At 63.8% G+C, this 25,634-nt stretch carries 32 protein-coding genes; 11 read left to right on the top strand and 21 right to left on the bottom strand.

What is annotated here, in order from left to right; translation table 11 throughout:
• The first annotated feature begins 44 nt into the window (after window positions 1-44).
• Window positions 45-491 (top strand): DUF7382 domain-containing protein, encoded by a 447-nt coding sequence (locus ACOZ4H_RS03835; RefSeq protein ID WP_424328046.1) that lies wholly within the window; start codon window positions 45-47, stop codon window positions 489-491.
• On the opposite strand, the gene ACOZ4H_RS03830 is transcribed toward ACOZ4H_RS03835, so the two are convergent.
• From ACOZ4H_RS03830 to ACOZ4H_RS03820, 3 genes are all read right to left on the bottom strand, one after another.
• Complete coding sequence (locus tag ACOZ4H_RS03830; protein ID WP_424328045.1) at window positions 488-1,219, bottom strand: protein-L-isoaspartate O-methyltransferase family protein; 732 nt, start codon at window positions 1,217-1,219, stop codon at window positions 488-490. The genes ACOZ4H_RS03835 and ACOZ4H_RS03830 overlap by 4 nt on opposite strands.
• A gap of 62 nt (window positions 1,220-1,281) precedes the next feature.
• Complete coding sequence (locus ACOZ4H_RS03825; RefSeq protein ID WP_424328044.1) at window positions 1,282-1,905, bottom strand: protein-L-isoaspartate(D-aspartate) O-methyltransferase; 624 nt, start codon at window positions 1,903-1,905, stop codon at window positions 1,282-1,284.
• A gap of 1 nt (window position 1,906) precedes the next feature.
• Window positions 1,907-2,560, bottom strand: a complete 654-nt coding sequence (locus ACOZ4H_RS03820; RefSeq protein WP_424328043.1) for an HVO_0476 family zinc finger protein — start codon at window positions 2,558-2,560, stop codon at window positions 1,907-1,909.
• 110 nt (window positions 2,561-2,670) lie between these two features.
• Here ACOZ4H_RS03820 and ACOZ4H_RS03815 point away from each other — a divergent pair, with 110 nt between their 5' ends.
• Window positions 2,671-3,087, top strand: a complete 417-nt coding sequence (locus ACOZ4H_RS03815) for a DUF1648 domain-containing protein (protein WP_424328042.1) — start codon at window positions 2,671-2,673, stop codon at window positions 3,085-3,087.
• A gap of 183 nt (window positions 3,088-3,270) precedes the next feature.
• Here ACOZ4H_RS03815 and ACOZ4H_RS03810 read toward each other — a convergent pair whose 3' ends face one another.
• Complete coding sequence (locus ACOZ4H_RS03810) at window positions 3,271-4,224, bottom strand: aminopeptidase (protein ID WP_424328041.1); 954 nt, start codon at window positions 4,222-4,224, stop codon at window positions 3,271-3,273.
• Between the two features lie 426 nt (window positions 4,225-4,650).
• Here ACOZ4H_RS03810 and ACOZ4H_RS03805 point away from each other — a divergent pair, with 426 nt between their 5' ends.
• On the top strand, window positions 4,651-5,715 hold the full coding sequence (locus ACOZ4H_RS03805; protein ID WP_424328040.1) for a type II glyceraldehyde-3-phosphate dehydrogenase: 1,065 nt from the start codon (window positions 4,651-4,653) through the stop codon (window positions 5,713-5,715).
• Window positions 5,716-5,718: 3 nt separating this feature from the next.
• Here the strand turns inward: ACOZ4H_RS03805 and ACOZ4H_RS03800 are convergent, their stop codons facing one another.
• On the bottom strand, window positions 5,719-6,210 hold the full coding sequence (locus ACOZ4H_RS03800; protein WP_424328039.1) for a metallophosphoesterase: 492 nt from the start codon (window positions 6,208-6,210) through the stop codon (window positions 5,719-5,721).
• Between the two features lie 111 nt (window positions 6,211-6,321).
• On the opposite strand from ACOZ4H_RS03800, the gene ACOZ4H_RS03795 reads away from it, so the two are divergent.
• The gene (locus ACOZ4H_RS03795) at window positions 6,322-6,576 is read left to right on the top strand and encodes a DUF7533 family protein (RefSeq protein WP_424328038.1); all 255 of its coding nucleotides are present in this window, start codon (window positions 6,322-6,324) and stop codon (window positions 6,574-6,576) included.
• Here the strand turns inward: ACOZ4H_RS03795 and ACOZ4H_RS03790 are convergent.
• Complete coding sequence (locus ACOZ4H_RS03790; protein ID WP_424328037.1) at window positions 6,573-7,247, bottom strand: RNA ligase partner protein; 675 nt, start codon at window positions 7,245-7,247, stop codon at window positions 6,573-6,575. The two genes, ACOZ4H_RS03795 and ACOZ4H_RS03790, sit on opposite strands and share 4 nt — an antisense overlap.
• Window positions 7,248-7,343: 96 nt before the next feature.
• Here ACOZ4H_RS03790 and ACOZ4H_RS03785 point away from each other — a divergent pair, with 96 nt between their 5' ends.
• Complete coding sequence (locus ACOZ4H_RS03785) at window positions 7,344-8,456, top strand: RNA ligase (protein ID WP_424328036.1); 1,113 nt, start codon at window positions 7,344-7,346, stop codon at window positions 8,454-8,456.
• A gap of 14 nt (window positions 8,457-8,470) precedes the next feature.
• On the opposite strand, the gene ACOZ4H_RS03780 is transcribed toward ACOZ4H_RS03785, so the two are convergent.
• The 3 genes from ACOZ4H_RS03780 to ACOZ4H_RS03770 form a co-directional block, all read right to left on the bottom strand.
• Complete coding sequence (locus tag ACOZ4H_RS03780) at window positions 8,471-10,312, bottom strand: UvrD-helicase domain-containing protein (protein ID WP_424328035.1); 1,842 nt, start codon at window positions 10,310-10,312, stop codon at window positions 8,471-8,473.
• A gap of 81 nt (window positions 10,313-10,393) precedes the next feature.
• Complete coding sequence (locus ACOZ4H_RS03775) at window positions 10,394-10,693, bottom strand: DUF7521 family protein (protein ID WP_424328034.1); 300 nt, start codon at window positions 10,691-10,693, stop codon at window positions 10,394-10,396.
• A 28-nt stretch (window positions 10,694-10,721) separates the two neighbouring features.
• On the bottom strand, window positions 10,722-11,072 hold the full coding sequence (locus tag ACOZ4H_RS03770) for an ArsR/SmtB family transcription factor (RefSeq protein WP_424328033.1): 351 nt from the start codon (window positions 11,070-11,072) through the stop codon (window positions 10,722-10,724).
• 132 nt (window positions 11,073-11,204) lie between these two features.
• Here ACOZ4H_RS03770 and ACOZ4H_RS03765 point away from each other — a divergent pair, with 132 nt between their 5' ends.
• Complete coding sequence (locus ACOZ4H_RS03765; RefSeq protein ID WP_424328032.1) at window positions 11,205-11,702, top strand: PadR family transcriptional regulator; 498 nt, start codon at window positions 11,205-11,207, stop codon at window positions 11,700-11,702.
• A 233-nt stretch (window positions 11,703-11,935) separates the two neighbouring features.
• On the opposite strand, the gene ACOZ4H_RS03760 is transcribed toward ACOZ4H_RS03765, so the two are convergent.
• Together ACOZ4H_RS03760 and ACOZ4H_RS03755 are read right to left on the bottom strand one after the other, a co-directional pair.
• Complete coding sequence (locus tag ACOZ4H_RS03760; protein WP_004515335.1) at window positions 11,936-12,115, bottom strand: HVO_0416 family zinc finger protein; 180 nt, start codon at window positions 12,113-12,115, stop codon at window positions 11,936-11,938.
• 198 nt (window positions 12,116-12,313) lie between these two features.
• Window positions 12,314-12,886 (bottom strand): YbhB/YbcL family Raf kinase inhibitor-like protein, encoded by a 573-nt coding sequence (locus tag ACOZ4H_RS03755; RefSeq protein ID WP_424328031.1) that lies wholly within the window; start codon window positions 12,884-12,886, stop codon window positions 12,314-12,316.
• Window positions 12,887-13,062: 176 nt separating this feature from the next.
• On the opposite strand from ACOZ4H_RS03755, the gene ACOZ4H_RS03750 reads away from it, so the two are divergent.
• Window positions 13,063-15,345, top strand: coding sequence for a nitric-oxide reductase large subunit (locus tag ACOZ4H_RS03750; RefSeq protein ID WP_424328030.1), 2,283 nt, complete (start codon window positions 13,063-13,065; stop codon window positions 15,343-15,345).
• An 82-nt stretch (window positions 15,346-15,427) separates the two neighbouring features.
• Here ACOZ4H_RS03750 and ACOZ4H_RS03745 read toward each other — a convergent pair whose 3' ends face one another.
• From ACOZ4H_RS03745 to ACOZ4H_RS03735, 3 genes are all read right to left on the bottom strand, one after another.
• Window positions 15,428-17,188, bottom strand: coding sequence for an alpha/beta hydrolase family protein (locus tag ACOZ4H_RS03745; RefSeq protein WP_424328029.1), 1,761 nt, complete (start codon window positions 17,186-17,188; stop codon window positions 15,428-15,430).
• 261 nt (window positions 17,189-17,449) lie between these two features.
• Window positions 17,450-17,821, bottom strand: coding sequence for a hypothetical protein (locus ACOZ4H_RS03740; protein ID WP_121302379.1), 372 nt, complete (start codon window positions 17,819-17,821; stop codon window positions 17,450-17,452).
• Between the two features lie 82 nt (window positions 17,822-17,903).
• The gene (locus ACOZ4H_RS03735) at window positions 17,904-18,893 is read right to left on the bottom strand and encodes a ring-cleaving dioxygenase (protein WP_424328028.1); all 990 of its coding nucleotides are present in this window, start codon (window positions 18,891-18,893) and stop codon (window positions 17,904-17,906) included.
• 137 nt (window positions 18,894-19,030) lie between these two features.
• On the opposite strand from ACOZ4H_RS03735, the gene ACOZ4H_RS03730 reads away from it, so the two are divergent.
• Window positions 19,031-19,558 (top strand): phosphopantetheine adenylyltransferase, encoded by a 528-nt coding sequence (locus ACOZ4H_RS03730; protein ID WP_424328027.1) that lies wholly within the window; start codon window positions 19,031-19,033, stop codon window positions 19,556-19,558.
• A 48-nt stretch (window positions 19,559-19,606) separates the two neighbouring features.
• On the opposite strand, the gene ACOZ4H_RS03725 is transcribed toward ACOZ4H_RS03730, so the two are convergent.
• From ACOZ4H_RS03725 to ACOZ4H_RS03710, 4 genes are read right to left on the bottom strand one after another with little or no spacing between them, the layout of a single operon-like run.
• Window positions 19,607-20,419 (bottom strand): energy-coupling factor ABC transporter ATP-binding protein, encoded by an 813-nt coding sequence (locus ACOZ4H_RS03725; protein WP_424328026.1) that lies wholly within the window; start codon window positions 20,417-20,419, stop codon window positions 19,607-19,609.
• On the bottom strand, window positions 20,416-21,207 hold the full coding sequence (gene cbiQ, locus ACOZ4H_RS03720; protein WP_424328025.1) for a cobalt ECF transporter T component CbiQ: 792 nt from the start codon (window positions 21,205-21,207) through the stop codon (window positions 20,416-20,418). The genes ACOZ4H_RS03725 and cbiQ overlap by 4 nt, the downstream gene beginning before the upstream one ends.
• A gap of 3 nt (window positions 21,208-21,210) precedes the next feature.
• Window positions 21,211-21,525: a PDGLE domain-containing protein gene (locus ACOZ4H_RS03715; RefSeq protein ID WP_424328024.1), complete on the bottom strand. Its 315-nt coding sequence runs from the start codon at window positions 21,523-21,525 to the stop codon at window positions 21,211-21,213.
• The gene (locus ACOZ4H_RS03710) at window positions 21,525-22,163 is read right to left on the bottom strand and encodes an energy-coupling factor ABC transporter permease (RefSeq protein WP_424328023.1); all 639 of its coding nucleotides are present in this window, start codon (window positions 22,161-22,163) and stop codon (window positions 21,525-21,527) included. Before ACOZ4H_RS03710 ends, ACOZ4H_RS03715 begins: the two co-directional genes overlap by 1 nt.
• Window positions 22,164-22,283: 120 nt before the next feature.
• Here ACOZ4H_RS03710 and nikR point away from each other — a divergent pair, with 120 nt between their 5' ends.
• A complete protein-coding gene (gene nikR, locus ACOZ4H_RS03705; RefSeq protein ID WP_424328022.1) occupies window positions 22,284-22,694 on the top strand; it encodes a nickel-responsive transcriptional regulator NikR in 411 nt (136 codons plus the stop codon).
• 280 nt (window positions 22,695-22,974) lie between these two features.
• On the opposite strand, the gene ACOZ4H_RS03700 is transcribed toward nikR, so the two are convergent.
• Together ACOZ4H_RS03700 and ACOZ4H_RS03695 are read right to left on the bottom strand one after the other, a co-directional pair.
• The gene (locus tag ACOZ4H_RS03700) at window positions 22,975-23,145 is read right to left on the bottom strand and encodes a hypothetical protein (RefSeq protein ID WP_424328021.1); all 171 of its coding nucleotides are present in this window, start codon (window positions 23,143-23,145) and stop codon (window positions 22,975-22,977) included.
• Window positions 23,146-23,174: 29 nt separating this feature from the next.
• Complete coding sequence (locus ACOZ4H_RS03695; protein ID WP_424328020.1) at window positions 23,175-23,513, bottom strand: type II toxin-antitoxin system death-on-curing family toxin; 339 nt, start codon at window positions 23,511-23,513, stop codon at window positions 23,175-23,177.
• Window positions 23,514-24,217: 704 nt separating this feature from the next.
• Here ACOZ4H_RS03695 and ACOZ4H_RS03690 point away from each other — a divergent pair.
• Window positions 24,218-24,562: a DUF7124 domain-containing protein gene (locus tag ACOZ4H_RS03690; RefSeq protein ID WP_424328019.1), complete on the top strand. Its 345-nt coding sequence runs from the start codon at window positions 24,218-24,220 to the stop codon at window positions 24,560-24,562.
• A gap of 21 nt (window positions 24,563-24,583) precedes the next feature.
• On the opposite strand, the gene ACOZ4H_RS03685 is transcribed toward ACOZ4H_RS03690, so the two are convergent.
• Entirely contained in the window at window positions 24,584-25,087 is a 504-nt protein-coding gene (locus tag ACOZ4H_RS03685; protein WP_424328018.1) for a hypothetical protein, read from the bottom strand.
• Here ACOZ4H_RS03685 and ACOZ4H_RS03680 point away from each other — a divergent pair.
• Complete coding sequence (locus tag ACOZ4H_RS03680) at window positions 25,086-25,268, top strand: hypothetical protein (RefSeq protein WP_424328017.1); 183 nt, start codon at window positions 25,086-25,088, stop codon at window positions 25,266-25,268. The genes ACOZ4H_RS03685 and ACOZ4H_RS03680 overlap by 2 nt on opposite strands.
• The last annotated feature ends 366 nt before the right edge of the window (window positions 25,269-25,634 follow it).

Genomic DNA, 25,634 nt, shown 5'->3' with positions numbered 1-25,634 from the left:
GTTCGTCCGGGGATTCAAGTACGAATTCGGAGCCACTCCTGTCCATGTCAGACTCGCTGTGGCGCGACGAACGTGCTATCGAGGGACTTCCGATCCGCCTAGTCATCGCGCTGGTGGTCGGCGTCGCCTGTCTCTCTGTAATGATGAGCACTATTTCCGGAATCGAGACGTTGCAAGTAACTGAGGTCGATGTAGAGCCACACCCGGAAGTAACCGACCCGGGAACGCAAGACGTGGTCGTCACCGTCATCGACTCGAAGGGGTCACCCGTGTCCGGCGCGACAGTGATCGCGAAAAGCGGCACAGCAACGCTCTCGTCGGTCACGACGGGGGAGACAGACAGCGCGGGGAATGTGACCCTCTCGCTGTCGCCGTCGCTCGGACCGAATCAACAGGACGGCACCGTCACCTTCGAAGTAAAACCACCAGCGGGCAGTAACTACGAGGACGCCCGCTCGAACACGGATCTGCTCGTCGTCGAGTCACCCTAACCGTCCCAGTCGATCCAGTCCTGCTCCCAGCCGGCGCGAGACTGGGCTGCCCGCCGGGCGCGCTCGCGGTCCTCGCGGTGGGTTCGATTGCGCTCGACGGTGTCGGCCTGCTCGCCCTCGACGAGCATCGGCTGGAACGCAACCGTGCCGTGCCGCTGGACTGAGCCGTCGGCGTCGACGACTGCGAGGGATTGCTCGCCGGTGCCCAGCGGCATCACCAACCGACCGTCCTCGGTCAGTTGCTGGAGGAGCGCCCGCGGCGGGTCGATTGCGGCGGCTTCCAGAAGGATGCGGTCGTACGGCGCGTATTCGGGCAGCCCGTCAGCCCCGTCGCGTCGGTCCACGAGGACGGCGTCGTAGCCGGCTTCGGCTAAATTCTGCCGGGCTTCGACGACGAGCCGTCGCGTGATATCTATCGCATGAACGTTGGCTGCACCGACCTGTTCTGCCAGCACCGCAGCCGTGTAGCCGACGCCGGCACCGACAACGAGCACGTCGTCGTCTTCCTCGGGTGACAGCAGTTCGAGGACTCGGCCGGCGGTACTGGGCGAGAGCACGCGCGTGCCGAGGCGCTCGAACGGTCGGTCGGAGTAGGCCTGTTGCTCGCCGACGAAGGCCTCCCGGGGGACGGCACGCATCGCTGCCGACAGCCACGCGCTCCGGACGACACCCTTGCTCTCGTGTTGCAGGCTGTCGACCATGTCGTCCCGCAGTACCGCCGGGTCCATATCAGCATGTTCGGCCGGAGCTATATCAATGGCGCGGCAACGGGTGCGCCTGTCGAAAGGCCCTACTGGAGCGGGACGAATCGAACGCCGCCGTGGTCCTCTCTGTCGAGCGTGCCGTCGGCCCGTTTCTCCACCCGGATGAGACGCTGTCGCCCGTCACCGATCGGAGCCAGCAGGATACCGCCGTCGCGTGTCTGTTCGACGAGTGGGGCGGGGAAATCCGGCGCGGCACAGGTCAGATACGTCCGGTCGTAGGGTGCGTGGTCGGGCCACCCCTCCTTGCCGTCGCCGGCTCGAACGGAAATGTCGCCGTAGCCGGTCGCTTCCAGTGTTTGCCGAGCTTCGTCGGCCAACGATGCGTGGTACTCCACGCTGTAGACGTTCTCGGAACCGACCAGTTCGGCGGTCACCGCGGCGTGGTACCCACACCCCGTACCGACCTCTAACACCTGGTCCCCCGGGGACAGGTCCAGTAACTCGGCCATGATTGCGACCATGTGCGGCGCAGAAATCGTCTGACCCGCTCCGATCGGGAGCGGGCGGTCGGCGTAGGCATCGTGTCGCTTGTCGTCCGGAACGAACCGATGGCGGGGAACCGACGCTATCGCCGCGAGAACGGCCTCGTCGGAGACATGCTCGCGAAGGCGGTCGGCCAGCAGCGACCGTTTTCGGTCCCAGTCGGCCATCCTACCACGCCGACCACGCCGTGGTCGACTCGTCCCTGACGTACAGCCGGTTGATGTCTTTCGCGATGCCCATGTCGCCGTCGTGGTCCATGTTCTCGTGGTCGTAGCCGTGGGCGTCGTCGCGGACGTGAATTCCCTCGACGGTGAACTCTTCCTCGCCGAACTCCTCAGTCTCGCCGACGACGAACTCGTAGTCGCCGGGGACGTGGAGTTTGAAACTCTCGGTCTCGTCGTGGGTCCCGTCTTTCGGATGCATCGTGACGTTGACCGAGACGTTCCCGACCGCCCGCGACCAGATGGTCTCGACGTCCTCGGCGGCCGCCTCGTCCTCGCGGCCGTCCGCGGTCTCCAGGCTGGTGATGCGCGCAGTCACAACCGCTTCTTCGGTCTCCAGCAGGAACTCCTCGCCGACGGATAGTTCTTCCTCGGTCGGTACGTCGACCTGTGCGGTGAAGGAGTCCCCGTCCTGTGAGACGACGACGCTTCGCTCCAGCGTCTCTTCCTCTGGTAGCTGTTCCTTGTGGACGTGGTCACAGTCCGTACAGCGAACTGTCACGTGGCCGCCCGGCTTCAGCACCTCGTGAACCGTTTCCAGGTCCGGCGAACAGGCCGGACACGGGAGGGCGATGCGGTCGCCCGGTGTAGCATCTGTCATATGAAGCCGTTGACTACGCTCCCGTAAATGGTCGTCGCCACGGCGCTGCTCGTGGTTCTCACTCGCACAGTCACGCCGACCTTCTTGCGTCGCCGGAACAAACGCCGGGTATGACTCGCCGTCGGGACCGTGCCGACATCGCAAACGGTGCCATCATCGCCCTGACAGCCCTGGCCGGCGTGGCGGTCTGGTCGCGCCTCCCTGCAGAAGTCGCGATTCACTTCTCCGCGTCGGGCACGCCCGATAACTACGTCTCGAAGCCAGTCGGTGTCGTTCTCATGCCGGCGCTGATGCTCGCAACCCTCATTGTGCTGAACTTGGCGTTCCGCTACGACCCGCCGGACGTGCCGCGGGTAGCGGCCACCATCACCGTCGCAACGATGGCGTACATGAGTGCGATACACGGGCTCGTGCTCGCGTGGAACCTCGGCTACCCGGTACCGTTCGACCGTGTCCTCGTCGGATCGCTCGTCTGGGCGGCTTTCGTCGTCGGGTACGCTGTGAAGATGAAATACGCACACGGATAGCAGAGACTGCCGGCGGTCGGCGTGCGCTACTCACGCTTCTATTTCTGTTTGTCGCAGATCCGTTCTGACCTCGGTTTCACTCAACCCGAGGAAGTTCCACTTCCCCGCCGTCCTCACGGCTCCCGTCAGTCGCCGTTCGTTTTCGGGAGATCCACGATCTCCCCACGTTCGCGGCGTTACCGCTCATTCCACCCGAGGAAGTTTCACTTCCTCTCCATCCGCATACACGGTCGGTTCCGTCAGAATCCCGTCCAGATGAATCGGCGCGTGCACGTCGCCGCCCATCGCGTGGTCATCGCCGATGGCGATGTGGACCGTGCCGCCGGCCTTCTCGTCCAGCAGGACGGAGCCGACGAGTTCGGTCACGGCGACGTTCGTGCCGATGCCGAGTTCGGCGAGGTTGTACGCGTCTTGGCCGACTTCCTCGGCAGCGTCCTCGACCTGCGCGCGGATATCCGGGTCCTCAATGTCCGTGACATAGCCGTCCTCAACCTCGAACGTGAGGCGCTTGCCGTCGAGTTTGCCGTGGGGGCGCATCGTCCCGTCGACGACGAACGTGCCGTCGGCTGTCTCCGGGGCGAGGAACACCTCGCCGGCGGGGAGGTTCGACATCTCGCCGGGCTCGTGGACGATGCCGGTGTCCATGTGCCACTCGCGCGCGCCGATGCCGAACGTGATGTCGGTTCCCTGGGGTGACGTGACTCTGATTTCATCGGCGTCCTCGACCTGTGCCAGCACGTCTTCGCAGTGTTGTTTGATGAGGTGGTAGTCGGCGTCTAACCCCATGAGGAACACGCCCTCACTAATCCCGGGCAGCGTCGCGACGCGAGCGCCGGCGTCGTTGGCGTCGGTGCGGGCCTCCGTGTGGCTCAGACTCTTGGTCGTCGGTGCGAGCACGACATCGGCGGTTTCCATCGCGCCAGCGACCGGCGCGGGCGGTTCCGCACCGTGTTGTTCGCCCGGCGGGTAGCGCACGAAAACGGAGTCATCGGTAATTTCGGCGGCGACGCGATACAGCGCCTCGCCGATCGCTTTCCGCTGGTCGTCAGTGATAACTGCGCATGACTCGTCGGGCTGGAGATTCAGGCACTGTTTGACGGCAGTCTCTGCGGGCGCGCGAAGCGACGAGTTGTCCATACAACTGCTGTGTGCTCGCACTGAATAACTCTTGATGGAAGGCACACGTGTGCTCCCGTGACTCCGTCCGCAGTCACACCAAAGCCGTACTGAAAGTGACTGTTTCAGGCAGCGGCCGCGTGACACCGGTCTGCCTCAGTTGCGGGGAGCGGGATGGGGTGGCAGGGAACTGCAGCCGCGGCATTCTCGTTTCAGTTACGAGAGTTAATCGGTAACAAACAACATTATTACACGGTTTGGTAACTGTGAGTAACGCGGTGACAGTCGGACCTAGCGATGTTGGAATAGAACCCTGTACCGCCCAAAAACAGCCGTATTAGCGTTTCCCTGTCAAAAGTTGACAATTACCAGTGGTACAACTATCTGAGTTAATTTCTCCGAATATTAAGCACAAAGAATATACTCTCCCCCAAAGTAGGGACGTTCATGCTCCACGTGGGCATCAACGGCTTCGGCACCATCGGGAAACGCGTCGCTGACGCGGTGCGTGTCCAGCCAGATATGACAGTTGCGGGCGTCGCAAAGCGCTCGCCGAACTTCGAGGCAACTATCGCAGACGACCGCGGCTACGATCTCTACGCCGCGGACGGCCGCGAACCGTTTGACGAAGCCGATCTTGCGACGGCCGGCACAGTCCATGACCTCATTGAAACGAGTGACGTGGTCGTCGACACCACGCCGGGTGGCGTCGGTGCGACCAACGCGCCGCTGTACGCCGAACACGACACGCCGGCCATCTTCCAGGGCGGGGAAGACGCCGACTTGGCAGACGTGAGCTTCAACGCCCGTGCCAACTACGAGAAGGCGGTCGGTGCTGACACCGCCCGCGTCGTCTCCTGCAATACGACCGGGCTTTCACGCCTGCTCGCGCCGCTCAAGGAATCATACGGCGTCGAGAAATCGCGTGTGACACTGGTCCGGCGTGGTGCCGACCCGGGCCAGACCGGTCGTGGCCCGATCAACGACACGCTCCCTGACCCCGTCGAAATCCCCTCCCACCACGGTCCTGACGTCCAGACGATTTTCCCCGACCTCGACATCGATACGATGGGAATGAAGGTCCCAACGACGCAGATGCACACTCACAGCGTCAACGTCACGCTGGAGAGCGAACCCACCACAGAGGAAGTCACGTCGCTGCTGACCGACGAATCTCGGCTGTTCCTCATCCCGGAGACGCTCGGTATCGACGGCGCAGGGAAGCTCAAGGAGTACACCCGCGACGCCGGTCGCCCGCGCGGTGACGTGTGGGAGAACTGCATCTGGGCCGAGTCCATCACGGTCGAGGGCCGGGACCTCTACCTGTTCCAGGCCATCCACCAGGAAGCCGACGTGGTGCCCGAGAACATCGACGCCGTCCGCGCGCTCTCGGAGCGGACCGCAAGCGCCGAGAAGAGCATCCGACGCACCGACGAAGCCCTCGGCGTCGGCCGCGGACTCGTCGAACATGATGGGAGCCCACAGCGCGTCGACAGTCACGCCGACGACTGATTCTCACCCCAGTTCGTGGAACTCGACCTCGCCGGTGGCCGTCGAGAGCGTCGCAACCGAGAACGGCTCGGGGGCCGGCGGAATCGAGATGCCGCCGGGATTGATTCGTTCCGTGCCCCCACGCTCCTCGTGGCCGCGTTCGTGCGTGTGCCCGTGGAGCACGTAGTCGTAGTTCCCGCATTCGACTAGCGCGTCGACGATCTCCCCGCTAGTCCCGTGATACACTGCAAGGGTGTACCCGTCGATGGTCAACTCGCCCATCTCGCCGAAGTACGTGCCGAACTCCTCGACGGTGGACTGGACCGCCCATTCTCCGTCGTTGTTGCCGCGAACGGCATAAAACGACCAGTCACCGTCGAACGGCGTCACCGAGAACGGGGCGACGAAGTCGCCGCAGTGGACGACTGTCTCACAGCCCGCGTCCGCGAACGTCTCAACTGCGGCTTCGACCTGCGACGCGTTGTCGTGTGTGTCCGAGACGATGCCGATCTGCATACCGACGACGTTCAGCCGGCAGCGACTTGAACGTGTGCCCCTCGGGGACACTAGTGGCGCGGTCACCACGCAGGCGCGATGCTTTTGTTTAGTCACCGCCTACGGCGACCGATGGCACGGGGACTCATCGGGACAATCGAGCTGATGGTCGCGGTCGTACTCGCCGCGCGGGTCACCCTCCTCGGCGTCGATAACCTCGCCCGCGGTCAGACAGCGATCGGTGCGGTCTTTCTCGGACTAGCCGCCGCCTTACTGGTCATCGAATGGGTCGCTCCCTCCCCGACGGACATTCCTGGCGCAATCGCTGGGTGGGCGCGTAGTGCGCTCCCCGGCGGGAAGCCACCGGACAGTGGCGACGAGGACTAGGTTTCGTCCCGCCAGCGGTCCGGGTCGTCGGCGGCGAGATACTCCCTGAGCAGCGGGGGGAAGTTCCGGCCTTTGAGATACCGCAGCCCGAAGTCCTCCGCCCAGTTGATGATACCCTGGTCCTCCGTGACGACGCCGGCGTCCAGTTCCTGCGCGAGTATCAGGAGATCGAAGTCTTCGCGGGAGTCGAGCACGCCCTGCCGGAGCGTGTCCCGGTACTCGTCGCGCAAGTCCGAGATGACCTTGTCCACCTCCGTCATGTGATCGTGTTCGTCGACCGTTTCGGCCCGCGACTCCTCGGCCTTCCGGACGGCCTTCTCCGAGACGCGCAGGCCGCGGTCCACCCGCTCGGACATCTCGTCGATGAACTCGTACACCAGGTCCGCCGGAATCATCACCTCGTAGTGAGCCGGTGACTTCGTAATGACCCACGTGTCCAGTTTCGTCAGCACGTCGTCACTGATGTCCCGGTCCTCTAACATCGTCGTCAGTTCCGCCTGGATCGACGGCGGCATGTAGCAGGAGATGTTGTGGACCAGTTTCGCCTCGGAGATGAGATCGAGCAGGTCCAGACAGGCCGCCTCCAGGTCCTCGTCGCCGCTTCTGATTTCCGGGGTGAGAAACAGCGACGTGTCGAGGACGAACCGTTGCTTGAGCGGGCGGTCGACCATACTGGTTCTACGGTAGCCTGCCACTAATGTTCTCTGACAGTTACGGCGGTGACACACGCCAGCAGTATTTTAGTGTCATGTCAACAAGAGCCATATATGTCGAGAGACTGGGGGTCACTGTTCGATGTCGACACCGACCCCGAGGACCTGCTGGAACACTTCGATACCGAGTGGTTCCGCGGACAGCGATACCGACATCTCAGCGACGAGCGCCACGGCATCGAACGGGGGACGGCGCTCGTCGGCGACGTGGTCGTCCGTGGCTATCCGTCGATGCCGCGTGCGCTCGTCCTCGAACCGGCGATCCGGGAGACGTTCGACGGTCCCGTCGCCATCGAAGAGAAACTCAACGGCTACAACGTCAGGGTCGCACGGATCGACGGCGACCTTCTGGCGTTCACCCGGAGCGGGTTCGTCTGTCCGTACACCACGCGGAAGGTCGAAGCGTTACTGGATGCCGAGACGTTCTTCGACGACCACCCCGAGCACATGCTGTGTGGCGAACTTGTCGGGCCGGAGAACCCCTACACCGACCACGATTACAGCGAAATCGAGGAGGTCGGGTTCTACGTGTTCGGCATCCGCCACCGCGAAAGCGGGACGCCAATGGGTGTGGAACGGCGGCTCGACAGGTGTGCGACCTACGGCCTCGACAGCGTCGACCACTACGGGACGTTCGCCCCGGCAGCAGCCGTCGACGCCGCCCGTGAGCGGATCGACGACCTGAACGCACGTGGCCGGGAGGGTGTGGTCCTCAAATCGACAGACGGGGAAACGGCGCTGAAGTACACGACCAGTGCCATCCACCGGGCCGATCTCGAACACGCGTTCGAGTTGCCCTTCGACTACGGCCGGGACTTCGTCTTCACGCGCGTCATGCGGGAGGCCTTCCAGGCCGTCGAGCGCGGTGAATCACCAGCGGCCGTCGATGAGCGGGCGCGAGAACTGGGCGAGGCTATCCTCCAGCCTGCAGTCGAAACGATACGGGCGGTGGACGCGGGCGAGCCGGTCGGCGAAACGCACACAGTTCGCGGCGACCCGAAAACTATCAGCGACCTGCTGTCGTACTTTCGCGACCAGGGGCTGGAACTCCACGTCGAGCGCGACGAGACCGATGGCGAACAGCGGGTTGTCACGTTTACCAAGGTCGCGCAGTCGACGCGTGACAAGACGAGGTACTACCTGGGTGGTGGGACAATCGACGAGTAAGGAAATCGGTCGCTTCAGTCGGCGGCGATGGTCTCGCTGGCGTCGTCGAGCAGTTGCTCGATGGAGCGGTCGCTGGGCTCGTTCTCCAGCAACACGTCGATGGGCAGCGTCGGCGCGCCGTCGACGAGGTTCTCAAGCAGGACGAGTCGTTCGCGGGCCCGGGACATCCCGACGTAGAACACACGCCGTTCGTTGTCGGTCAGCGTCGGGACGGGGCTGGTGTGCTTGGTGAACTCATCCATTCCTGGCACCTCGATTCCCTGCTGATCGACGGTCGCGGCCATCTGCTCGACGACCTTCTCCGTGAGGTCGGTCGCGACAAACACGTGGTCGGCCTCGCGACCTTTGGCGGAGTGGATAGTGCCGACACGGACCCGGTCGGCGTCCATCCCGGTGTAATCGCCGGTGAAGTAGGCGTCGACGGTCCGCTCCTGGAAGTTGGTCACTTTCCGGAGCATGTCGCCTGCCGAGGCCGCGTCGGGGAGGAAGGGAACGTGGTCGTGGACGACGTCGGGGTCGATCTCGATATCGGCGATATCTTCGTCCTCGTGGGACTCGTCGATCTCTTCGAGCGCGTCGAAGAGGTCGTCGCGCTCGCCCGTGCCGAACGCGGAGTCGACGAGCATATCCGCGAGACGGCGCGCTTCCAGCACCGTGAGCGGCTCGTCGGCCTCGACGGCTTCGAGCCCGTTGACGTACTGGGTGAGCCGGTCGGTCCACATCCGCTGGTCGGTGAGACAGGAGAAGGGGATCCCGTTGTCGATGAACTCGTCGATGAACTGGAACATCTGGTACCGGGCCCGGAACAGCACCATCACCGTCTCGTCTGACTGCTCGATGGTCCGCGTGACGTTCCGGGAGAGGTCGAACATCGAGGGGTTCTGGACCGCCTCGACGCGGCCGCCCTCCTTGCGCGGATTGAGGTCTTTCTCCTGGCGCTTCTCGATGTGGCGCACCTCGCGGTTGACAACATTGAGGATGCGCGATGGGAGCCGGTAGGAGTTCGGCAGCACCTCGTCCTGGGTGACGACTTCCTCAAGCAGGAGATCGGGGTCCGCGCCCTGCCAGGCGTAGACGACCTGGTCGTCGTCGCCGGCGATGAGCACCCGGTCCATGTGCGGTTTCCACTCATCGTACACGTCGTACTGCAGCGTCGTGATGTCCTGAAACTCGTCGATGATGAGGTAATCGACGTTGGGGAGCAGCGAGCGCTGAGCGACCCGTTCGAGCATGTCCGCGAAGCCGGTCAGGTCGTTCTCGCCCTTGTAAGTGCGCCAGCCGCGGATGACGCTCGGCACGTCGACGCGGTCGTCGTCAGTCGGCCAGGTCGGCGTGTATTTGTTGCCGGTCTGGGCGTTGTCGTCGATCTCCGGCGGGAGCCGGACCTCCTCGTCGTCCCACTTGAACGGGACGTCGTACCAGTCGGCGACGTCGCGGCGGGTCCGCTGGAGCCACTGGCTCGTCGCGATGATTTTGTTCCCGAGGGTGGTCGAGCGGGCCGACCGACGCCGGGACCCCTCGTACTCGTCCTCGTAGTCGATGCCGAACTCCTCACAGAAGGCCTCCTTGTCGTCCTCGCCGACGACATCGCCACGGGAGAGGTTCAGCAGTTCGTACGCCTTCGCGTGCATCGTACAGACGTTCCCGCGGAGTGCGCGAGGGGACAGGCCGAGCCGGTCCGCGAGTCGCTCACGTATCTCGGCGGCCGCCGCACGCGTGTACGAGACAACCAGTACGTCACGGAAATCGACGTCGTCGTCTTCCAGCAGTTCGTCGACGCGGTCGAGCAGCGCCGTCGTCTTCCCGCTACCGGGCCCACCGAACAGGCGGACAACCTCGGTGGTCGAATCAGTCATTGAACATGTAGTGGGACCGCGGCCAAATAAACAACGTGCTTTAGCGGGACGACGACTGACAGGCCCATCCGGGCGGATTTCTCATCGGTACAGCGACACGTACAGCATTGCGAACCCGATGATGAACGGAATGGTTTCCGACATCTGGAAGAAGACGCGGACGATGGCACCGGTCTCGCCGGCGCTCAGTTGCGTGATGACGCTGGAGATAGCGACACCCATACTGATGAACGCAAAGCCGACGAACGCGTATTGGAGGCGCTCTGACGGGCGTTTCCGGTAGGCCTGGAAGCTAATCAGGGTAATACCGAGCGTCAGCCCGAACACGACCATCCGCATCAGGATGAGCGCGCCGCGTGCGATAGCCACGCCGGTCGTCATGCGGATACTCCTCTGTTGGAGGGGGAACTCATTCCGGGTTCAGCTCGTCCCAGAGCTGACTGAACCGGTCCGGGAGGTTCTCTTCCCGGTAGATGCGTACTTTGTACTCCTCGTCTTCGAGCGAGATGACCGTCGACTCGAAGTTGGACTCGTACACCTTGTAGTGATTCCCGTCCTCGGCGACGAGCGTTCGGTCGGTGACGAGGTCGTACTCTTCGAGCAGTTCAATACGGCGGTACACAGTAGGCAGTGAGAGGTCACACTCCTCGGCGAGTTCCTTGGCCGACTGTGGTTCCCGACTGATCGCGGCGAGCACGCGGCGCGCGTGCTTATCACCGATAGTATCGAGAATCTCCTCGATGCTCTGTTCCTCAGCCACTACACCAAAATTCGCGTCATATTATATAAGCGTTTTCGAGCACTGTGGTGGTTTCACGTTCAGAAAACACTGCCCCGTTTATATGATGATAGCCCCTGTAGCTTCCATCGCGGATTGCGTTCAGGTGAGACGATGTCCGGAGACAACCTCCGTCGCGTGACGACGGGCAAGATGCAGGGCCGGAACGCCGATGAGCGAGTGACCCCTCTCGGCGGTACAGAGCGCCCGGAATCGCATGACCCACCCAGTCGTGACGCCATCACGGAGTCGGTGTTGAATCCGGTCATTGACGACGTCGTCGACGGCGATATCGCGGTCGATGACGGCCTGGTCACACAGAGTCTGGAAGAGATCCTGCTGGCGATGATCGCAGTCGCCGATGGTGGCACCCACGGTACCGGACTGATGGAGGCACTCGACGACCAGTTCGGTGCCGAACTGAGTCCGGGGACTGTGTACCCCCGGCTGCACGATTTAGAGGCAGACGGCACGCTCCAGATGCACGAACTCGTCCAGACGAAACAGTACGGAATCGCGGACGACGCGGCTGCAAAGGAACAGATCGCGACGTCCGCGTACCAACATCTCGCGCTCGGGCTGTTTCTCCACGGATCGCTCGATGCGCTGTAACCACCACTAGCTGGTTGCCCGCCGGCAAACGACCCCCCAACCGTCGGCTGGCTAAACAAAGACTCCCCACTTCCTTTCCGAATAACGTAATGCAGTTCCTACTGTCTGAGGCGTTCTGTCTCGACGTTGAACGTGGCGGGAACACATCGCTGGCGGAGCGCTAGCTGGCGGTTCTGCGGATCGTTCCCGCCGCTATCGGTCGAAGAGCAAAAGAGCGAAAAAGCGGAGTGTCCTTACCGTACCGGTGTCCAGCCACACACCGAGCACTGTGCCGCTGTCGACTCGTGAAGGCCGCCGCAATCAGGGCACTGCTTCTTGTTATAGCTCTCTTCCCAACCACTCTGGTCCACGTCGTGGCCACGCTGGGAGAGGAACTCGTCGAACATATCGTCACTACTCGGTGCGGACGCCATACATGCTATGGTATATCACACCAGTATATAGGTTTAATGGTATTGTGAAACATTGTCATAAGCAACGACGAACCACGCGCGACGAGACGGCCAATCACAGCGGGCCGTGCCACTCAGAAGCCGTATTACCGCAGTCACTACCGAATGAACAACCGTTCGTATAACGGGCTAGCCGCGCTCGTGTCCGGGTTCCAGCCGCTAGCCCTCGGTCACAGCCGGGTGGGTGTACTCGACAGTGAGACGGGTGCTTGCAATGAGAGCGTTCGCGATGGTTTCTGACGCCTGTTCCTGCTCTGTCCCACCTTCGAGAGACAGCTCCTCGCCGAGAGCGAACACCTGAAACCGGTGTTCATAGGGCTGGCCGGCCGGCGGACACGGCGGTTCGTACCCCGGTTCGTTGGGAGGCTGCTCGCCCTGTCGAGCGCCCCCGAGCGTATCGAGGGTCGGCTCGCGAGGGAGCCCGGCCGGAATCCGCTCCGTCTCGGGCGGAACGTTCCACAGTGTCCAGAACACCGGCTGGCTGAACACGCCACCGTCGTACTCGGCTGTGATAGCAAGCGCCGCCGTCGGGTCCGGCACGCGCTCGATCACAAAGGGCGGCGAAACGCCGTCGCCGTCGCAGGTGAACCGGGCGGGAAGCTCGTCCCCGGAACTGAACGCTGGGCTCGACACCTCGAAGGCCGGTGTTGTTTCGCCCGTCTGCCCGGTACAGCCCGCGCTCCCGACCAGTGCTGACATCCCGAGCGTCTGGACGAAGTGGCGACGGCGCATGCCACAGTGGGAGGGACAGGCAGTAATCTGCCTTGTGATACCGCGCCACGCACTGCGGCGAATCCGGGGGACAGGACACCACCGGTCCCTATCAGGGCGAACATGTTCGCTCCCGTCGCCAGCGACTGGGAACCTCTTACCCCCTTCTTATTTTGGGATAGTAGAGTTCCAACCACATGGAGCTCAAACGCAAAACAATCGCGAAGGTGATCGCCGCCGCGTTCGTCTTCAACCTCGTCGTCATGGGGGCCGGCGCGTGGATCGCGTATCAGGAAGCGCCACCCATCCCGGAGCAGGTTGTCGGACCCGACGGCGAGGCGTTCGTCACGGATGAGGACATCCGCGACGGGAAGAAGGCGTTCCAGAAGAACGGGCTGATGAACCACGGTTCGATTCTCGGGAACGGCGCGTACTACGGCGCGGACTACACCGCCGACTCGCTGGAGTTGAAAACCCAGCACATGCGGACGTACTACGCCGAGGAGCGCTACGGGACCGAGTACGAATCGCTGTCGACGGCCGAACAGGCCGCCGTCGATGACGACGTGAAACAGGACCTCAGTGGGGAGTACGAGGGCGGGAACATCGAGTACTCCGCCGCGGAGCTGTACGCCCACCAGCAGGTCCGACAGGAGTACGTCGAGCGGTACCACGAGGGGAGCCACGAACGGGGCGTTCCCGAAGGGATGATCGACTCCGAAGCCGACGCCCGGCAATTCGCCGACTTCGCCATGTGGACGGCGTGGTTCTCCCACACCGACCGCCCGGGCGGCGAACACTCCTACACGAACGACTGGCCCTACGAGCCAGCCGCCGGTAACGACGCGACCGGCGCGGCGATGACCTGGAGCGTCGTCGCTATGGTCCTCCTCGTCGCCGCCGCCGGTGGCGGCATCTGGCTGTACCAGTCCGTCAGTCTCCCGGAACCATCCGCCGACTCCCTCTCGGTTCCCGAGCCGGGGGACGTGAGCATCTTCCCCAGCCAGCGGGCCGCATTGCGGTTCATCCCGGTCGCCGCCGGGTTGTTCCTCGCACAGGTGTTGCTCGGCGGGTTGCTCGCGCACTTCTACATCGAACGGGCCGGGTTCTTCGGCATCGAGGAGATCTTCGGCGTCCACATCCTCCAGCTACTGCCCTTTGCCATGGCGAAGACCTGGCACATCGACCTCGGCATTCTCTGGATCGCCGCGACGTGGCTCGGTGCGGGACTGTTCCTCCCGCCGCTGCTGACCGGCCACGAGCCCAAACGCCAGTCGACGTACATCGACATCCTGCTCGGGGCCATCGTCGTCGTCACCGTCGGCGGCCTCGGCGGCATCTGGCTCGGTTCGCACGGCTACTTCGGCGACCTCTGGTGGCTCATCGGCAACGAGGGCCTGGAGTACCTTGAAGTCGGGAAGGTCTGGCAGGTCGGGCTGCTCGCCGGCTTCGGCCTGTGGGCCGTCCTCTCGATTCGGGGCCTGAAGCCGCTGCTGGACCGCGAGCCGGTGTTCGGCCTCGCGCACATGATCCTGTACGCCGGCGGCTCGATTGCCCTGCTGTTCACCGCCGGGTTCTTCTTCACCCCCGAGACCAACATCGCCGTCACGGAGTTCTGGCGCTGGTGGGTCGTCCACATGTGGGTCGAAGGGGCCTTCGAGTTCTTCATCGTCGCCATCATCGGGCTGACGCTGGTGTCGATGAACCTGCTGAGCCGCCGCAGCGCCGAGAAGGCGGTCATGCTCCAGGCCTTGCTGGTGATGAGCACGGGCGTCATCGGCGTCTCTCACCACTACTGGTGGGTCGGCATGCCCGACATGTGGGTCCCCATCGGGAGCGTGTTCTCGACGCTAGAGCTGCTCCCGCTGGTGTTCATCCTCTACGAGGCGCTGGGCCAGTACCGGGCGATGTCGGAAACCGGCGGGTTCCCCTACAAGCTCCCGTTCATGTTCATCATCGCCAGCGGCGTCTGGAACTTCGTCGGGGCCGGCGTGCTCGGGTTCTTCATCAACCTCCCGCTGATCAACTACTACGAGCACGGCACCTACCTCACGGTCGGCCACGCCCACGCCGCGATGTTCGGGGCGTTCGGCTTCCTCGCGCTGGGGATGGTCACCTACATGCTCCAGCTCGCCATCGAACCCGGTCGCTGGGACGGCTCCTGGCTCCGGGCGGCGTTCTGGTGCTGGAACGTCGGCCTGGCCCTGATGGTGTTCGTCTCCGTCCTGCCCGTGGGCTTCCTCCAGCTGGAGGCGGCGTTCACCGGCAGTTACGCCGCGGCCCGGAGCGTGGCGTTCTACAACCAGCCGCTCGTCCAGACGCTGTTCTGGGCGCGGCTCCCCGGTGACACGCTCATCATCCTCGGGACGGCCATCTACGCGGCCGATCTGATCCGCAAGCGGTTCGTCCTCCGGGCGTCCGAGGACGACCCCACGGTCGAGGACATGGCCGTCGCGGAGGGCGTCATGAGCGACGACTGAGTCACCGCCGGTTTTCGGCTGTGCGTCCTCACGGTCGGAGCACGACCGTCACCGAGAGCGAATAGGGAAGTGAACGCCGGGTCTAGACGGGGAACTGCGTGGCCGTCCCGGCGACGATGACCCACGTCACGAGGACGGCGTTGATCGTCGCGCCGACCCAGACCCGACCCGTCTTTCTGAAGAAGTAGGTGCTAACGAAGGCCACGATGCTGAGCAGGGCGACAAACTGGAGCGCCAGGATTGTCAACAGCGGGTGGCCCAGCGGAAGCGGCTGCCCGGACAGCAGTGGGACGTACTGAACCGCCAGTAGCACGACGAACCCACCGACGACGATGAGCCAGTTCGTCGCCATCGCACGGCGGAGCGACCGGGATTCGCCCTCGGGACGGAGTTGGCCGTGCAGGAGCGCCCCCAGGACGACGAAGAAGGCAAACAGCGGCAGGAGGTGCGAAAAGCTGATCCGGAACTGCGCCGGGGACAGGAGTTTGATGGCGAACACCCAGATACGGAAATCCGTCTGGAACAGGAACGCCACGACGGCTTCCAGCAGGTACAGCACGGCGACGGTAGCGACGCCGGCCAGGACCGAGACGCCGACCGTCCGCGCGCCGTCGCCCGTATCGAGGCCGTAGTTCGCCAGCGACACCGACGCGTCGTCCGCATTAGTGGTGTAGTGCCACACCGCGAACAGCACCGCCGTGATGGCCGCGTTCCCCAGCGCCCAGACGATCACGCCGTTGTTGATCTGCTGTGGGAACAGCCAACTGAGGCCGATAATCGCCGGTGCGGCGTCTTGCAGCGGGAAGTAAGTCACAATCGGAATTGCCGCGGCGAGCAGCGATGCCCCGTAGCGTTTCGCGCCGGTCATCCCCTTCCCGTCAGGGTACTCTCGTCGGAGTCTGTCAGTCGATGCCCGCTCGATGAGCAGACCGCCCGCCGGGAAAAGCGACAGCACGCCACCGAGGAGGGCAATAAAGGTCCCCAGCGATTTCCAGTACCAGACCTGGTTTCCGGGGTCCAACTCGTCCTCGCCCTCGAGCGTTAGCTGGAGCCACTCGATGGACGCGCCGATGGCTGCGGTCGAGAAGTGATCGCCGGGATGGGTCGTCGCCGGCGTGTACAGCCGCCGTGCGGTCCCGTCCTCGACACTGCCGTAAGTACGCCCCTCCTCGACGGCGCTGTCCGTGCCGAACACCGTCTGGAGTTTGTCGCTCTGCTCAACGTCGGACGCACTCGCCGTCCCCCACATCAACGGGGAGAACTCGTCGTACTCGCTGAACACGACGGCGAGGTTCCGTGGGAACGAATCGGTGCCTTCGGGGGCACGGTTCGACCCCGTTGAGGAGCCCTCGATGACCATCGATTCGTACCCGTCCGGATGCGCCGCGGCCGCCGTGACGACGGTCCAGCCGCCCATCGAGTGCCCTTCGAGCCCGATGTTTTCGTTGTCAACGTAGTCCAGCGACCGGAGGTATTCGAGGCTATCGGGGCCGCCATAGCCGTTCTGGAACGCTGGCGGGTCCGAGTAGCCATGGCCCGTCTGGTCGATAACGAGGACGACGAAGCCCCGTCTCGCGTACTCGATAGCGAACGGCGACTGCGTCTCCTTCGAGTTGATGTAGCCGTGGACGGCCAGTACTCCGGGTTGTGGGCTGGCGCTGCTCGCCTCCTCAGGGATGTACAGCGTCCCGCTCATCATCGTTCCGTTGGTCCCGGAGAACCGCACATCGCGGACTTCCACGGAACCGGCGTCTGTTTGTACTGTCCATGCGAGCCCGCTCCCACCGAATATCAGGAGTAGCGACACTGCAGCCACGAGCCACAGTCGTCTATCATCGTTCATGATAATACCACGAACGCAGGTGAGAAACTCAGGGAATTAAACTTACTGTAAACTCGCGGCTGTCGGTAAAGAATTGGAAACGGACACGCCAAGAGTGTTTTTACCCGTTTATTTGGGGGTGTGATGCTGCCATTCGTGTTATCCAGTCACCGATTCCCCGGTTCGTTATCGTCTATCTGGCGTTGACAATAAACTACTTTCCAAGGTGTCTGTGCATACAAATAGCAACTCTCGTCGCCACTGTTGGCTTCACCAACGTGGTTACGCGCTCCCGAGTTCGTTCGTCCAGAGGTGTTCGATGTCGGCTTCGAGGTCGGCTGTATCGAGCGTCTCGACGCCGGAGAGGTACTCGCGGGCGTCCGTGAGATGTTGCTGGACGGCGGCCACGTCGTCAACCGACTTCGCGGCACAGAGCGACACCCGCGCTCGGTTGATTTCCAGCCGCTCCCCGAGCGCCTGTGTGACCGGGATATCGTGTTCGTCACCGAGCTGTGCCATGCGGTCTAGCACGCTTGTCGGTACTTCGAGTTGGGCGGCAAGGTCCCGCGACGGAAGATCAACCGTGACGACGGTCGTCTCACACCCACTCTCCCCCCACGGCGCGATAACGTACTCCTGCCCGTCAGTGGACATGTGCAACTGGTCGCCCCGGGCACGCATATTTACTCACAGACTAACAGGAAGAAGGAGGCGTATACCGGTCGTTTCGCTGGCGTTAGTCGTCGGCTTCGGCCGGCGCTGGCCGGGGAATCGTCACGTCTGTGAGCCCTGCTTCGATTTCCTCGCGGCGGTCCTCGAACTTCCCGGGCAGCACCAGTCGGCCGCCGAGGTCGTCAAGCGGTTCGTCGCTGTCGTAGCCGGGGCCGCTCGTGGCGAGTTCGAACAGGATGCCGCCGAACTCCCGGAAGTAGACCGACCGGAACCAGTGGCGGTCGATCTGTGAGGTGGGGCGCAGTCCCGCACCGCGGACGGCCTCGCGCATCGACTGCTGGTCCTCGTCGGTTGGCGTCTGGAAGGCGACGTGATGGACCGTGCCGTGGCCCTGCCGGCCGCCCTCGATAGTCGGCAACACGTCGACGTACTTCCCGACGGACCCCGTCGCGGCGAAGCGGGTTCGCTCGTCGCCGGGCGTGTCGCCCTGTGCCTGCTCGGTGCCGACTTCCTCCAGACCCATCTTCTGGAGCAGGTCTTCCGTAGGTTCGGGGTCAGCGAGCCAGAGCGTCACGGAGTGGAAGCCGCGGATGGCTGCGTCTTCTGGGACGAACTCCGTCCACGGCTCTGTCGGGTCGTCGTCGGGAATCTCGACTTCGACTAGTTCGACCGGGAGCCCGTCGGGGTCGCGGAACGGGAGGACGGTCTCGCCGAACCGCTCGACGCGGTCGTCGTAGTCGACGCCGTACTCGTCGAAACGGTCCTCCCAGTAGTCGAGGCTTCCCTCGGGAACGCGGAACGCGGTGCGTGAGACCTGTCCGGAGCCGACTTTCCCCTGCGAGTGGTCCTCCCACGGGAAGAACGTCATGCTCGTCCCCGGATTCCCCTCGGCGTCGGCGAAGAAGAAGTGGTACGTGCTTGGGTCGTCCTGGTTGATCGAGCGCTTGACGAGCCTGAGCCCGAGCGTCTCGACCCAGAAGTCCATGTTCTGCTGTGGGTCGCTCGCGATGCATGTGACGTGGTGGATACCCGGTGTGGGAGTGACTTCAGTCATGGCTGTGGATACGTACCGGAGCTACTTGAGTTACTGCTGACGCGAGTGTTACCGGACCACGGTCGATGTACGCTGTTGGCAGTGGCGAGCCACGCTGTCGACAGCAACTATATATGACACTGGTGGGACATTCGCGTATGGCAGACGCGGACCGGACAACGATTCTCGGCGGGACCTTCACACCGATTCACAACGGCCACCGGGCGCTACTACACAAAGCGTTTCAGACCGCAAGCCACGACGGGAGTGGCGACGGCCACGTCATCGTCGGTTTGACCAGCCCCGAGCTGGCCACGGAGACGCGTAGCGATCCGGATCACGCCGAGCGGTTGGGTGCGTACGACGACCGCCTGAATGAGCTCGATACCGAGCTGGATCAGCTGAGTGAGTCGTACACCGCTTCGTACGAGATTCTCCGGTTAGACGACACGCAGGGGCCGGCCGCGACACGAGCGGACGTGGACGCGCTCGTCGCTTCGCCGGAGGCAAAGGCACAGCGACGTGCCCACAAACTCAATCAGCAGCGTCGGGACGCGGGACTGCACCCGCTGGAAATCCACACGCCACCGTTCGTCGTCGCCGAAGACGGCACGCGGATCAGCAGCACCCGGATTCGGAACGGCGAGATCGACGTGCACGGCCGACTGCTCGACGCGTCGGAGTGACGCAGCGGCCGGCCTCCGGCTGGTGAGCCGGCATCCCAGATACGACCGTCATTCCGCGGTATCCGGATCGCCCGCGTCCAGCCGCTCGGCGGCCCCGTCGACAGTCAGTGGCACGTCCGCCGTTCGGCCTTCGAACAATCTGACGACCTGTGGCGGGCGCAGGTCACAGTCCCTCAACAGGTCGGCGTCTGTCAGGATACGGCGGGTGGCACCCCTCGCAGCAATCGTGCCGGTGTCGTCGAGCAGCAGCACCCGGTCCGCGACGTGTGGGACGAGTTCGGTGTCCGGCGTCGAGACGACGAGCGTGACGCCCTCGGCCGCGAGTTCGTCCAGCAGGTCGAGAATCGTCGCCCGGTTCGCGGCGTCGACGTTGCTCGCCGGCTCATCGAGCAACAGCACGTCCGGCTCGACGGTGAGCGCGCTGGCGAGGGCGGCCCGGCGCTGTTCGCCGCCGCTGAGCCGGAACGGCGGTTTCGACAGGAGTCCGTCGAGGTCGAGCCGGTCCGCGACTCGCTCGACCCGGCGGTCGATTTCCGCGCGGTCGCAGTCGAGTTGCGCCGGTCCGTAGGCGAGGTCCTCGCGGACGGTCGGATTGAACAGGTAGTCCGCGGGGTTCTGCGTGAGGACGCTCAGTCGGCTACGGACGGTGTCGGCGTCGGTCGTCTCACCGAAGTACCGGACCCGCCCGCCGTCGGGGTCGACCAGGCCGCCAAGCAGTTCCAGCAGCGTCGACTTGCCAGCCCCGTTCGGACCGAGCAGCGCCACGCGGCCGCCGCGCTCGATGGACACGTCGACACCGTCGACCGCCAGCGTCCCGTCAGGGTATGCGTACCGGAGGTCAGTAGCCTCGATAGCAGTCACGCGACCACCACCACGACGGCGAGCGCGACGACCAGTCCGAAGGCGAGGTCGGCCCGCCCGAGCGGTTCCCGGGGCTGTGCCGGCGTCGAGCCAGTCCCGCCGCGGGCGCGAGCGGCCCGCTGGACCCGCTCGCCGCGTTCCAGGCTCCGGACGAGAAACGAACCCACGAAGTGCCCCGAATCGCGCCAGTTCCGGCGGAGACTCGGCTCGGCGATGGTTCGGCTCCGGCGAGCCCGGATCATGCGTTCGAGTTCGGCGAAAAAGAGGAGCAGATAGCGGTACGTGATCCCGAGTAGCGAGACGGCAATCGGCGGGACACGGAGCCGACGAAACGCCGCCAGCAGGTCGGCGAAGCGAGTCGTCAACAGCAGGACAGACAGGAAGCCGACACACGCGGTTACGCGGACGGCGAACGTGAGCACGTAGTCGACGCCGGCGGCCGAGAGCGGGAGCGACCCCAGTGAGGGGCCACCCATCAGGACGGCCTGTGGCGCGACGACGACGAGCGCGAACGCCGGCGGGCCGGTCAGACGACCCAGGAAGGTCCGAACAGGGATCCGAGAAAGGGCTGCAAGCGCCGCAGCGAGCAGGGCGAGCGCGCTGACGACTGCCAGCGTCCGCTGTGTCACAGTAAGGGTGACGAGCGTCGCGATGCCGGTAAGCTTGACTGTCGGCGTGACGGCCTGGAGAAACCCGTCCCGGTCCGGCAGGTCCTCGGCGAGCAGGAACCACTGGGCGCTGGCCGCGATAGCTGCGACGGTCCGGTCGAGCAGGTCGCTGCCGGCCATGCGCTACTGCCGCCTGTCGGTATCCGCCCCGAGTGCGCGACCGATAGCGGCACCGACGAGAAGCGTCAGCGCGGTGCCGACGACGGCCGACACGAACGTCCCGGTCGCACCGCCGAGACCGGGGACGCCGTAGTCCGGGAACAGCGCCGTCCCGACCGCGGTGGCGTGTTCCGTCGCGCCCGTCGCCTCGGCGGCGTTCTCAAGCGGTTCCGCGTAGCCGACCTGGCCAGCCGCCCACCCGAACACCGGCGCGAGAAGCGTCAGGACCAGCAGCGCGGCGAGCGCACGGGGGAGCCAATCGGGGCGCTCCCAGGCCATCACGCACTCACCTCCGGGGCGGCGTTCGGCCGGAGGTCGGGGCGAGCGCGGGCGAGATAGCGGTAGACCGAGGCGGTGATGGCTCCCTCGATCAGGCCCAGCACGAGATGCCCGGCGCCCATTATCGACAGCGTCGTCAACAACTGGTACTGGAACGCAGAGGAAAGGCCGAGCTGGAGCGCGGCGGTCAGCGCGCCGGCCGTGATTCCCAGCCACCCCGCGGCGAAGGCGGCACGGAACTCACCGTAGGGAACGAGCAGGCGATAGACGGCGTAGCCGACGTACACCTCGACGACAGCCATGTTGAACACGTTCGCGCCAAGCACCACGAGCCCGCCGTCACCGAAGACGAGTGCCTGAATCGTGACGACAGTCGCGACACAGAGCGCGCCCAGGTGTGGGCCGAGGAGAATCGCCGCGAACGCGCCCCCGACGAAGTGGGCGCTGGTTCCGCCCGGAATCGGCCAGTCGAGCATCTGTGCAGCGAAGATACTCGCCGCGACAACGCCGAGCAGCGGTGCGCGCGCGTCGGAGATCTCACCGTTGACACGCTTCGCAGCGACGCTCAGAACGACGACCGCAAGCGCACCGAACAGCAACGCAAGCGGTAGATCGATATACCCGTCGGGAATGTGCATGCTACCCGGGTCTGGCCCCGGCGCGGTAATAATACTTTTTCATCAAGCAGTATTACCGCCGGCGGGTGAGTATTACCGAAGCCCAGGTATCCATATGCCAGCCCGCACCTATCGACACACATGAGTGAGGATCTCGACCGGATCAGCCTGACACTCCCGTCGTCGATGGTCGACCGGCTCGACGGCATCGTCGACGAGTGGGAATACGCGAGCCGGTCGGAGGCGATACGGGACTCGCTACGTGACTTCTTTGCGACCTACGAGTGGGAGTCCGGTGATGAAAAACACCATCACGGGACCATCGTCATCGTCCACGACCACCACGTCTCGGGCATCGCTGACGAGCTTCAGACGGTCCAACACGAGATGGCCGACATCATCACGTCCGTCCAGCATATTCATCTCTCCCACGACACCTGCATGGAGACCCTGGTCGTCGAGGGCGCGGGCGATAAAATCACCGAGCTAGCCAACCGGCTCCGGGCGATTGGCGGCGTCCAGCAGGTCAAGGTCGTCGTCGTGGACGAGTGAGCGGCGGTGTGAGCGTGCGGAGTCTCGAAGAACGGAGGTCTGTCAAGCACGGCAGATAGCTATCTCACAGGTGGATCCTCTACGTGGCAGCAATGGGCCCTGCCGGAGAATATCCAGATGGTACGGGACTGCAAACTAGCTTTATACAGCGAATAGCCCCGCTAAGACGAGTGTTTAGCAATGCCAGTCTTGTGTGCGGTTTGCAACATCAAGTAGTCGCTGACACTGTGGAATCAAGCATCATATAGTGATTCACCACGGCCATCCACACCAATCCACCTCACTCGTCTTCGAGGGCGTCGTAAATATCCGCATGGCGGCGTCCGTCGAGTTTGCCCATTTCGAGGGCGATTTCGCGGCGTTCCTCGTCACTCTCGGCAGCCTGATACCGCTCGTACAACTGGCGGACCTCGTCGTCGACCCCCGTCGAGGAATCGGTACTGGACGCCATTGCTCAGTTATACTCAGTGTGTCCGTTTATCAGTTGCGACCGGCACAGGCGCGGAAGTAGATGACTGCAGTGTTTGTGTCGACTGCGGCTTCGTCAGTTGCGAACCGATGCAAGAGGGCGCGGATTTCGTCACCGTACTCGAATGTGTAGCCGTTCAGCATGTAGAAGACGACCACTGTCCGGAGTGCCGTTCGCTTGTTCCCGTCGACAAACGAATGCTCCGCAACGAGCAGTCGCATCAGATGGACCGCTTTCTCGTGAATCGTCTCGGGCACTTCCCCGAAGAACCCCTCCGAAACGTACTGCAGCGCGGACCCAATCGCGTCCTCCGACCGAACTCCCGGTTCCGTGGCATCACCTTCTGCCACGATTTGTTCGTCGAGACCGAGGATGAGTTCGACAGAGGGATACGCGATGTTTCAGTCACGCACTCGGCTTGTCTGTGCTCCTCGTTAACTGTTTCTCAACTGTCGAGGGGAGTCACTTCTGTTGTCGCCAAGCGGACTCTCCGACTGCGGCCAGAGTCGCTAGATAAAAATGTCCGGTAGAGCGTCTGAATCGTCGAACTGTGCTATCTCACAGTCCCGAAATCTATGGATGACCCACTATGGGCCCTGCTGGAGAATATCCAGGAAACGCTGGGCTGTCAGGTAGCTGGACAGAGTGAGCAGGCAGTATAAAAAGTACGTCCAGTAAGATCTGACGACACTCGAAGCACTGGGCGCCATCCGATTCGAGGCAGTCGAACGGGCAAAGAAGCCGGTATTCCCCCACGACGAGCTCCTCGCCACCCCACTCGCTCGCGATACCGAAGATGGGGCCACTGCCGCCCCCTGATGTCGGCCGCCGTGGTATTTTTATTCTCCCGGGCGTCCCACAGACGCTCGTCTCGGCCCCGATGGCCGATTCACCGACTCGTCGTCTCCGGTGGTCGGGCCCGGTATAGCGAACCAGACGTGTCCCGGCCAAGTCCATCCCGTGCGGAATAGCGCACACTCTGTAATCGCGAGAATTGATAACGAATCGCGTTCCAACTCCACGCGGGAAGGTGCCAAACCCGACGCCAGAGGATATGACACTCCTGTTCCAGCTCGCTGCCATTCGTTGGTTGGAACACCCGTCAGCCGCACTCGATGACGCTCGGGGGTGGAGCGAACACATCGGAATCGTCACTGACGGCCCACCAGAGACCATCTCGGCGTACGTGGCCGACAACCACATCACCGTCGATTTCACGTCCGGTGAAGGCGGGTTGGCCGGCAGTCTGGCGGTGGCACGCCAGCGGTTCCCCACAGACCGGCACGTGTTCGTCGGTGTCTCGGAGGAGGCAAAGCGTCTCACCCAGTCGCTAGGCTGGGAGTATCTCGACGTCGCGGACGCGGCCGCGGATGCAGGCTGGCAGCTCACAGATCGCTAGCCAGCGGACACCGGGTACACCCTACGCGAGGACAGACTCGAAATTGTCCAGCAGCAGATCGAGCGTGTCCGCAAGCGCGTCCGCCACCGGGGGGCTGAACTCCGACACCTCGAACCCCCAAGAGTCGTACTTCGGCTCGACGTCGATGACGAGGCTATCCGTCGGGAACCCATCGAGTGCGCGCGTGGTGATGACGACGTTCTGGACAGTGTTGCTACCCATCGCACACTCCGCGATACGCTCGACCAGGTCGCCGTCGGGGACAGCGACCTCGCCGGGCGGATACACGTGTATCTCGCCGGGCTGGTCGGACGCTGTGCCGGTGTTGAGGCCGTCGCCGCGCTTGCGAGTCCCCACGACGACGACCTGCTCGTACTCGCCGGCAGTGATAGACTGGTAGGCTGCGATCGGCGTGTGACTGCAGTCGGCGACAGCGACGCCGGGGAGGTCCCAGCGCGCGACCCGGTCGGCGACGACGTTCCCGAACGCGAGGGTAGTAGTGCTTGAGTTCCTTCCCCAGCCCATGCCCACGGACCAGCTGGTCGGCTTTCTCGTCTTCGACCGTGGCCGTGACGTAGTAGCCGGGCAGTTTCGTGTTGTCTTCGACGTGCTTGCGATACCCCGAACGGTCGCCCTGAATGAGTGTGTGACAGCGCGCTATCGGTCCATCCGGCGCGTACAGCGGCCCGCTGTCTTCGCGGTGTAACCGGACGTAGTAGGCCAGATCGTTGATGTGACTGTCCGGGTGTGGCTGGTCGAAGTACCGCGCGGCAATCCCGTAGGCATCCATCACGCGCTTCACGAGCGACAGATACCGCTCGTGAGGGATGTTAGACGCCTGTACCTGCACGTCGATGTAGGGCTCGCCGTACTGGGGCACAGAGACAGGTTCCCCATCAGCTGTGAGATTCGGCCACCGTGGGCGGACGGTAATCGTCCCGCCTTTCACGCGCTTGTCCCGATCTGCCCGCTTCCCCTCGTAGGTGGGCGAGTCCTTCGAGACAAAGTAGAACTGGAACTCGCGGACGTTCTGGATCTGGAACTCCGGATTGTCCCAGGCATCCAGACCGCT

The organism is Haloarcula amylolytica (genome assembly GCF_049705545.1).
GTDB classification, from domain to species: Archaea; Halobacteriota; Halobacteria; order Halobacteriales; family Haloarculaceae; genus Haloarcula; species Haloarcula amylolytica_B.
Note: the sequence above shows the minus strand (reverse complement) of the source record. Positions and strands in the feature narration are given on the sequence as shown.

Coding starts and splice junctions, on each gene's coding strand:
- ACOZ4H_RS03685 (WP_424328018.1), bottom strand. CDS start 25,087: ATGGGCTGGGGAAGGAACTCAAGCACTACTACCCTCGCGTTCGGGAAC.
- ACOZ4H_RS03680 (WP_424328017.1), top strand. CDS start 25,086: ATGCCCACGGACCAGCTGGTCGGCTTTCTCGTCTTCGACCGTGGCCGT.
- ACOZ4H_RS03765 (WP_424328032.1), top strand. CDS start 11,205: ATGTCCGGAGACAACCTCCGTCGCGTGACGACGGGCAAGATGCAGGGC.
- ACOZ4H_RS03750 (WP_424328030.1), top strand. CDS start 13,063: ATGGAGCTCAAACGCAAAACAATCGCGAAGGTGATCGCCGCCGCGTTC.
- ACOZ4H_RS03780 (WP_424328035.1), bottom strand. CDS start 10,312: ATGACTGATTCGACCACCGAGGTTGTCCGCCTGTTCGGTGGGCCCGGT.
- ACOZ4H_RS03810 (WP_424328041.1), bottom strand. CDS start 4,224: ATGGACAACTCGTCGCTTCGCGCGCCCGCAGAGACTGCCGTCAAACAG.
- ACOZ4H_RS03710 (WP_424328023.1), bottom strand. CDS start 22,163: ATGCACATTCCCGACGGGTATATCGATCTACCGCTTGCGTTGCTGTTC.
- ACOZ4H_RS03805 (WP_424328040.1), top strand. CDS start 4,651: ATGCTCCACGTGGGCATCAACGGCTTCGGCACCATCGGGAAACGCGTC.
- ACOZ4H_RS03740 (WP_121302379.1), bottom strand. CDS start 17,821: ATGTCCACTGACGGGCAGGAGTACGTTATCGCGCCGTGGGGGGAGAGT.
- ACOZ4H_RS03700 (WP_424328021.1), bottom strand. CDS start 23,145: ATGGCGTCCAGTACCGATTCCTCGACGGGGGTCGACGACGAGGTCCGC.
- ACOZ4H_RS03785 (WP_424328036.1), top strand. CDS start 7,344: ATGTCGAGAGACTGGGGGTCACTGTTCGATGTCGACACCGACCCCGAG.
- ACOZ4H_RS03760 (WP_004515335.1), bottom strand. CDS start 12,115: ATGGCGTCCGCACCGAGTAGTGACGATATGTTCGACGAGTTCCTCTCC.
- ACOZ4H_RS03790 (WP_424328037.1), bottom strand. CDS start 7,247: ATGGTCGACCGCCCGCTCAAGCAACGGTTCGTCCTCGACACGTCGCTG.
- ACOZ4H_RS03745 (WP_424328029.1), bottom strand. CDS start 17,188: ATGAACGATGATAGACGACTGTGGCTCGTGGCTGCAGTGTCGCTACTC.
- ACOZ4H_RS03815 (WP_424328042.1), top strand. CDS start 2,671: ATGACTCGCCGTCGGGACCGTGCCGACATCGCAAACGGTGCCATCATC.
- ACOZ4H_RS03730 (WP_424328027.1), top strand. CDS start 19,031: ATGGCAGACGCGGACCGGACAACGATTCTCGGCGGGACCTTCACACCG.
- ACOZ4H_RS03795 (WP_424328038.1), top strand. CDS start 6,322: ATGGCACGGGGACTCATCGGGACAATCGAGCTGATGGTCGCGGTCGTA.
- ACOZ4H_RS03775 (WP_424328034.1), bottom strand. CDS start 10,693: ATGACGACCGGCGTGGCTATCGCACGCGGCGCGCTCATCCTGATGCGG.
- ACOZ4H_RS03715 (WP_424328024.1), bottom strand. CDS start 21,525: ATGGCCTGGGAGCGCCCCGATTGGCTCCCCCGTGCGCTCGCCGCGCTG.
- ACOZ4H_RS03835 (WP_424328046.1), top strand. CDS start 45: ATGTCAGACTCGCTGTGGCGCGACGAACGTGCTATCGAGGGACTTCCG.
- cbiQ (WP_424328025.1), bottom strand. CDS start 21,207: ATGGCCGGCAGCGACCTGCTCGACCGGACCGTCGCAGCTATCGCGGCC.
- nikR (WP_424328022.1), top strand. CDS start 22,284: ATGAGTGAGGATCTCGACCGGATCAGCCTGACACTCCCGTCGTCGATG.
- ACOZ4H_RS03755 (WP_424328031.1), bottom strand. CDS start 12,886: ATGCGCCGTCGCCACTTCGTCCAGACGCTCGGGATGTCAGCACTGGTC.
- ACOZ4H_RS03825 (WP_424328044.1), bottom strand. CDS start 1,905: ATGGCCGACTGGGACCGAAAACGGTCGCTGCTGGCCGACCGCCTTCGC.
- ACOZ4H_RS03690 (WP_424328019.1), top strand. CDS start 24,218: ATGACACTCCTGTTCCAGCTCGCTGCCATTCGTTGGTTGGAACACCCG.
- ACOZ4H_RS03830 (WP_424328045.1), bottom strand. CDS start 1,219: ATGGACCCGGCGGTACTGCGGGACGACATGGTCGACAGCCTGCAACAC.
- ACOZ4H_RS03800 (WP_424328039.1), bottom strand. CDS start 6,210: ATGCAGATCGGCATCGTCTCGGACACACACGACAACGCGTCGCAGGTC.
- ACOZ4H_RS03820 (WP_424328043.1), bottom strand. CDS start 2,560: ATGACAGATGCTACACCGGGCGACCGCATCGCCCTCCCGTGTCCGGCC.
- ACOZ4H_RS03735 (WP_424328028.1), bottom strand. CDS start 18,893: ATGACTGAAGTCACTCCCACACCGGGTATCCACCACGTCACATGCATC.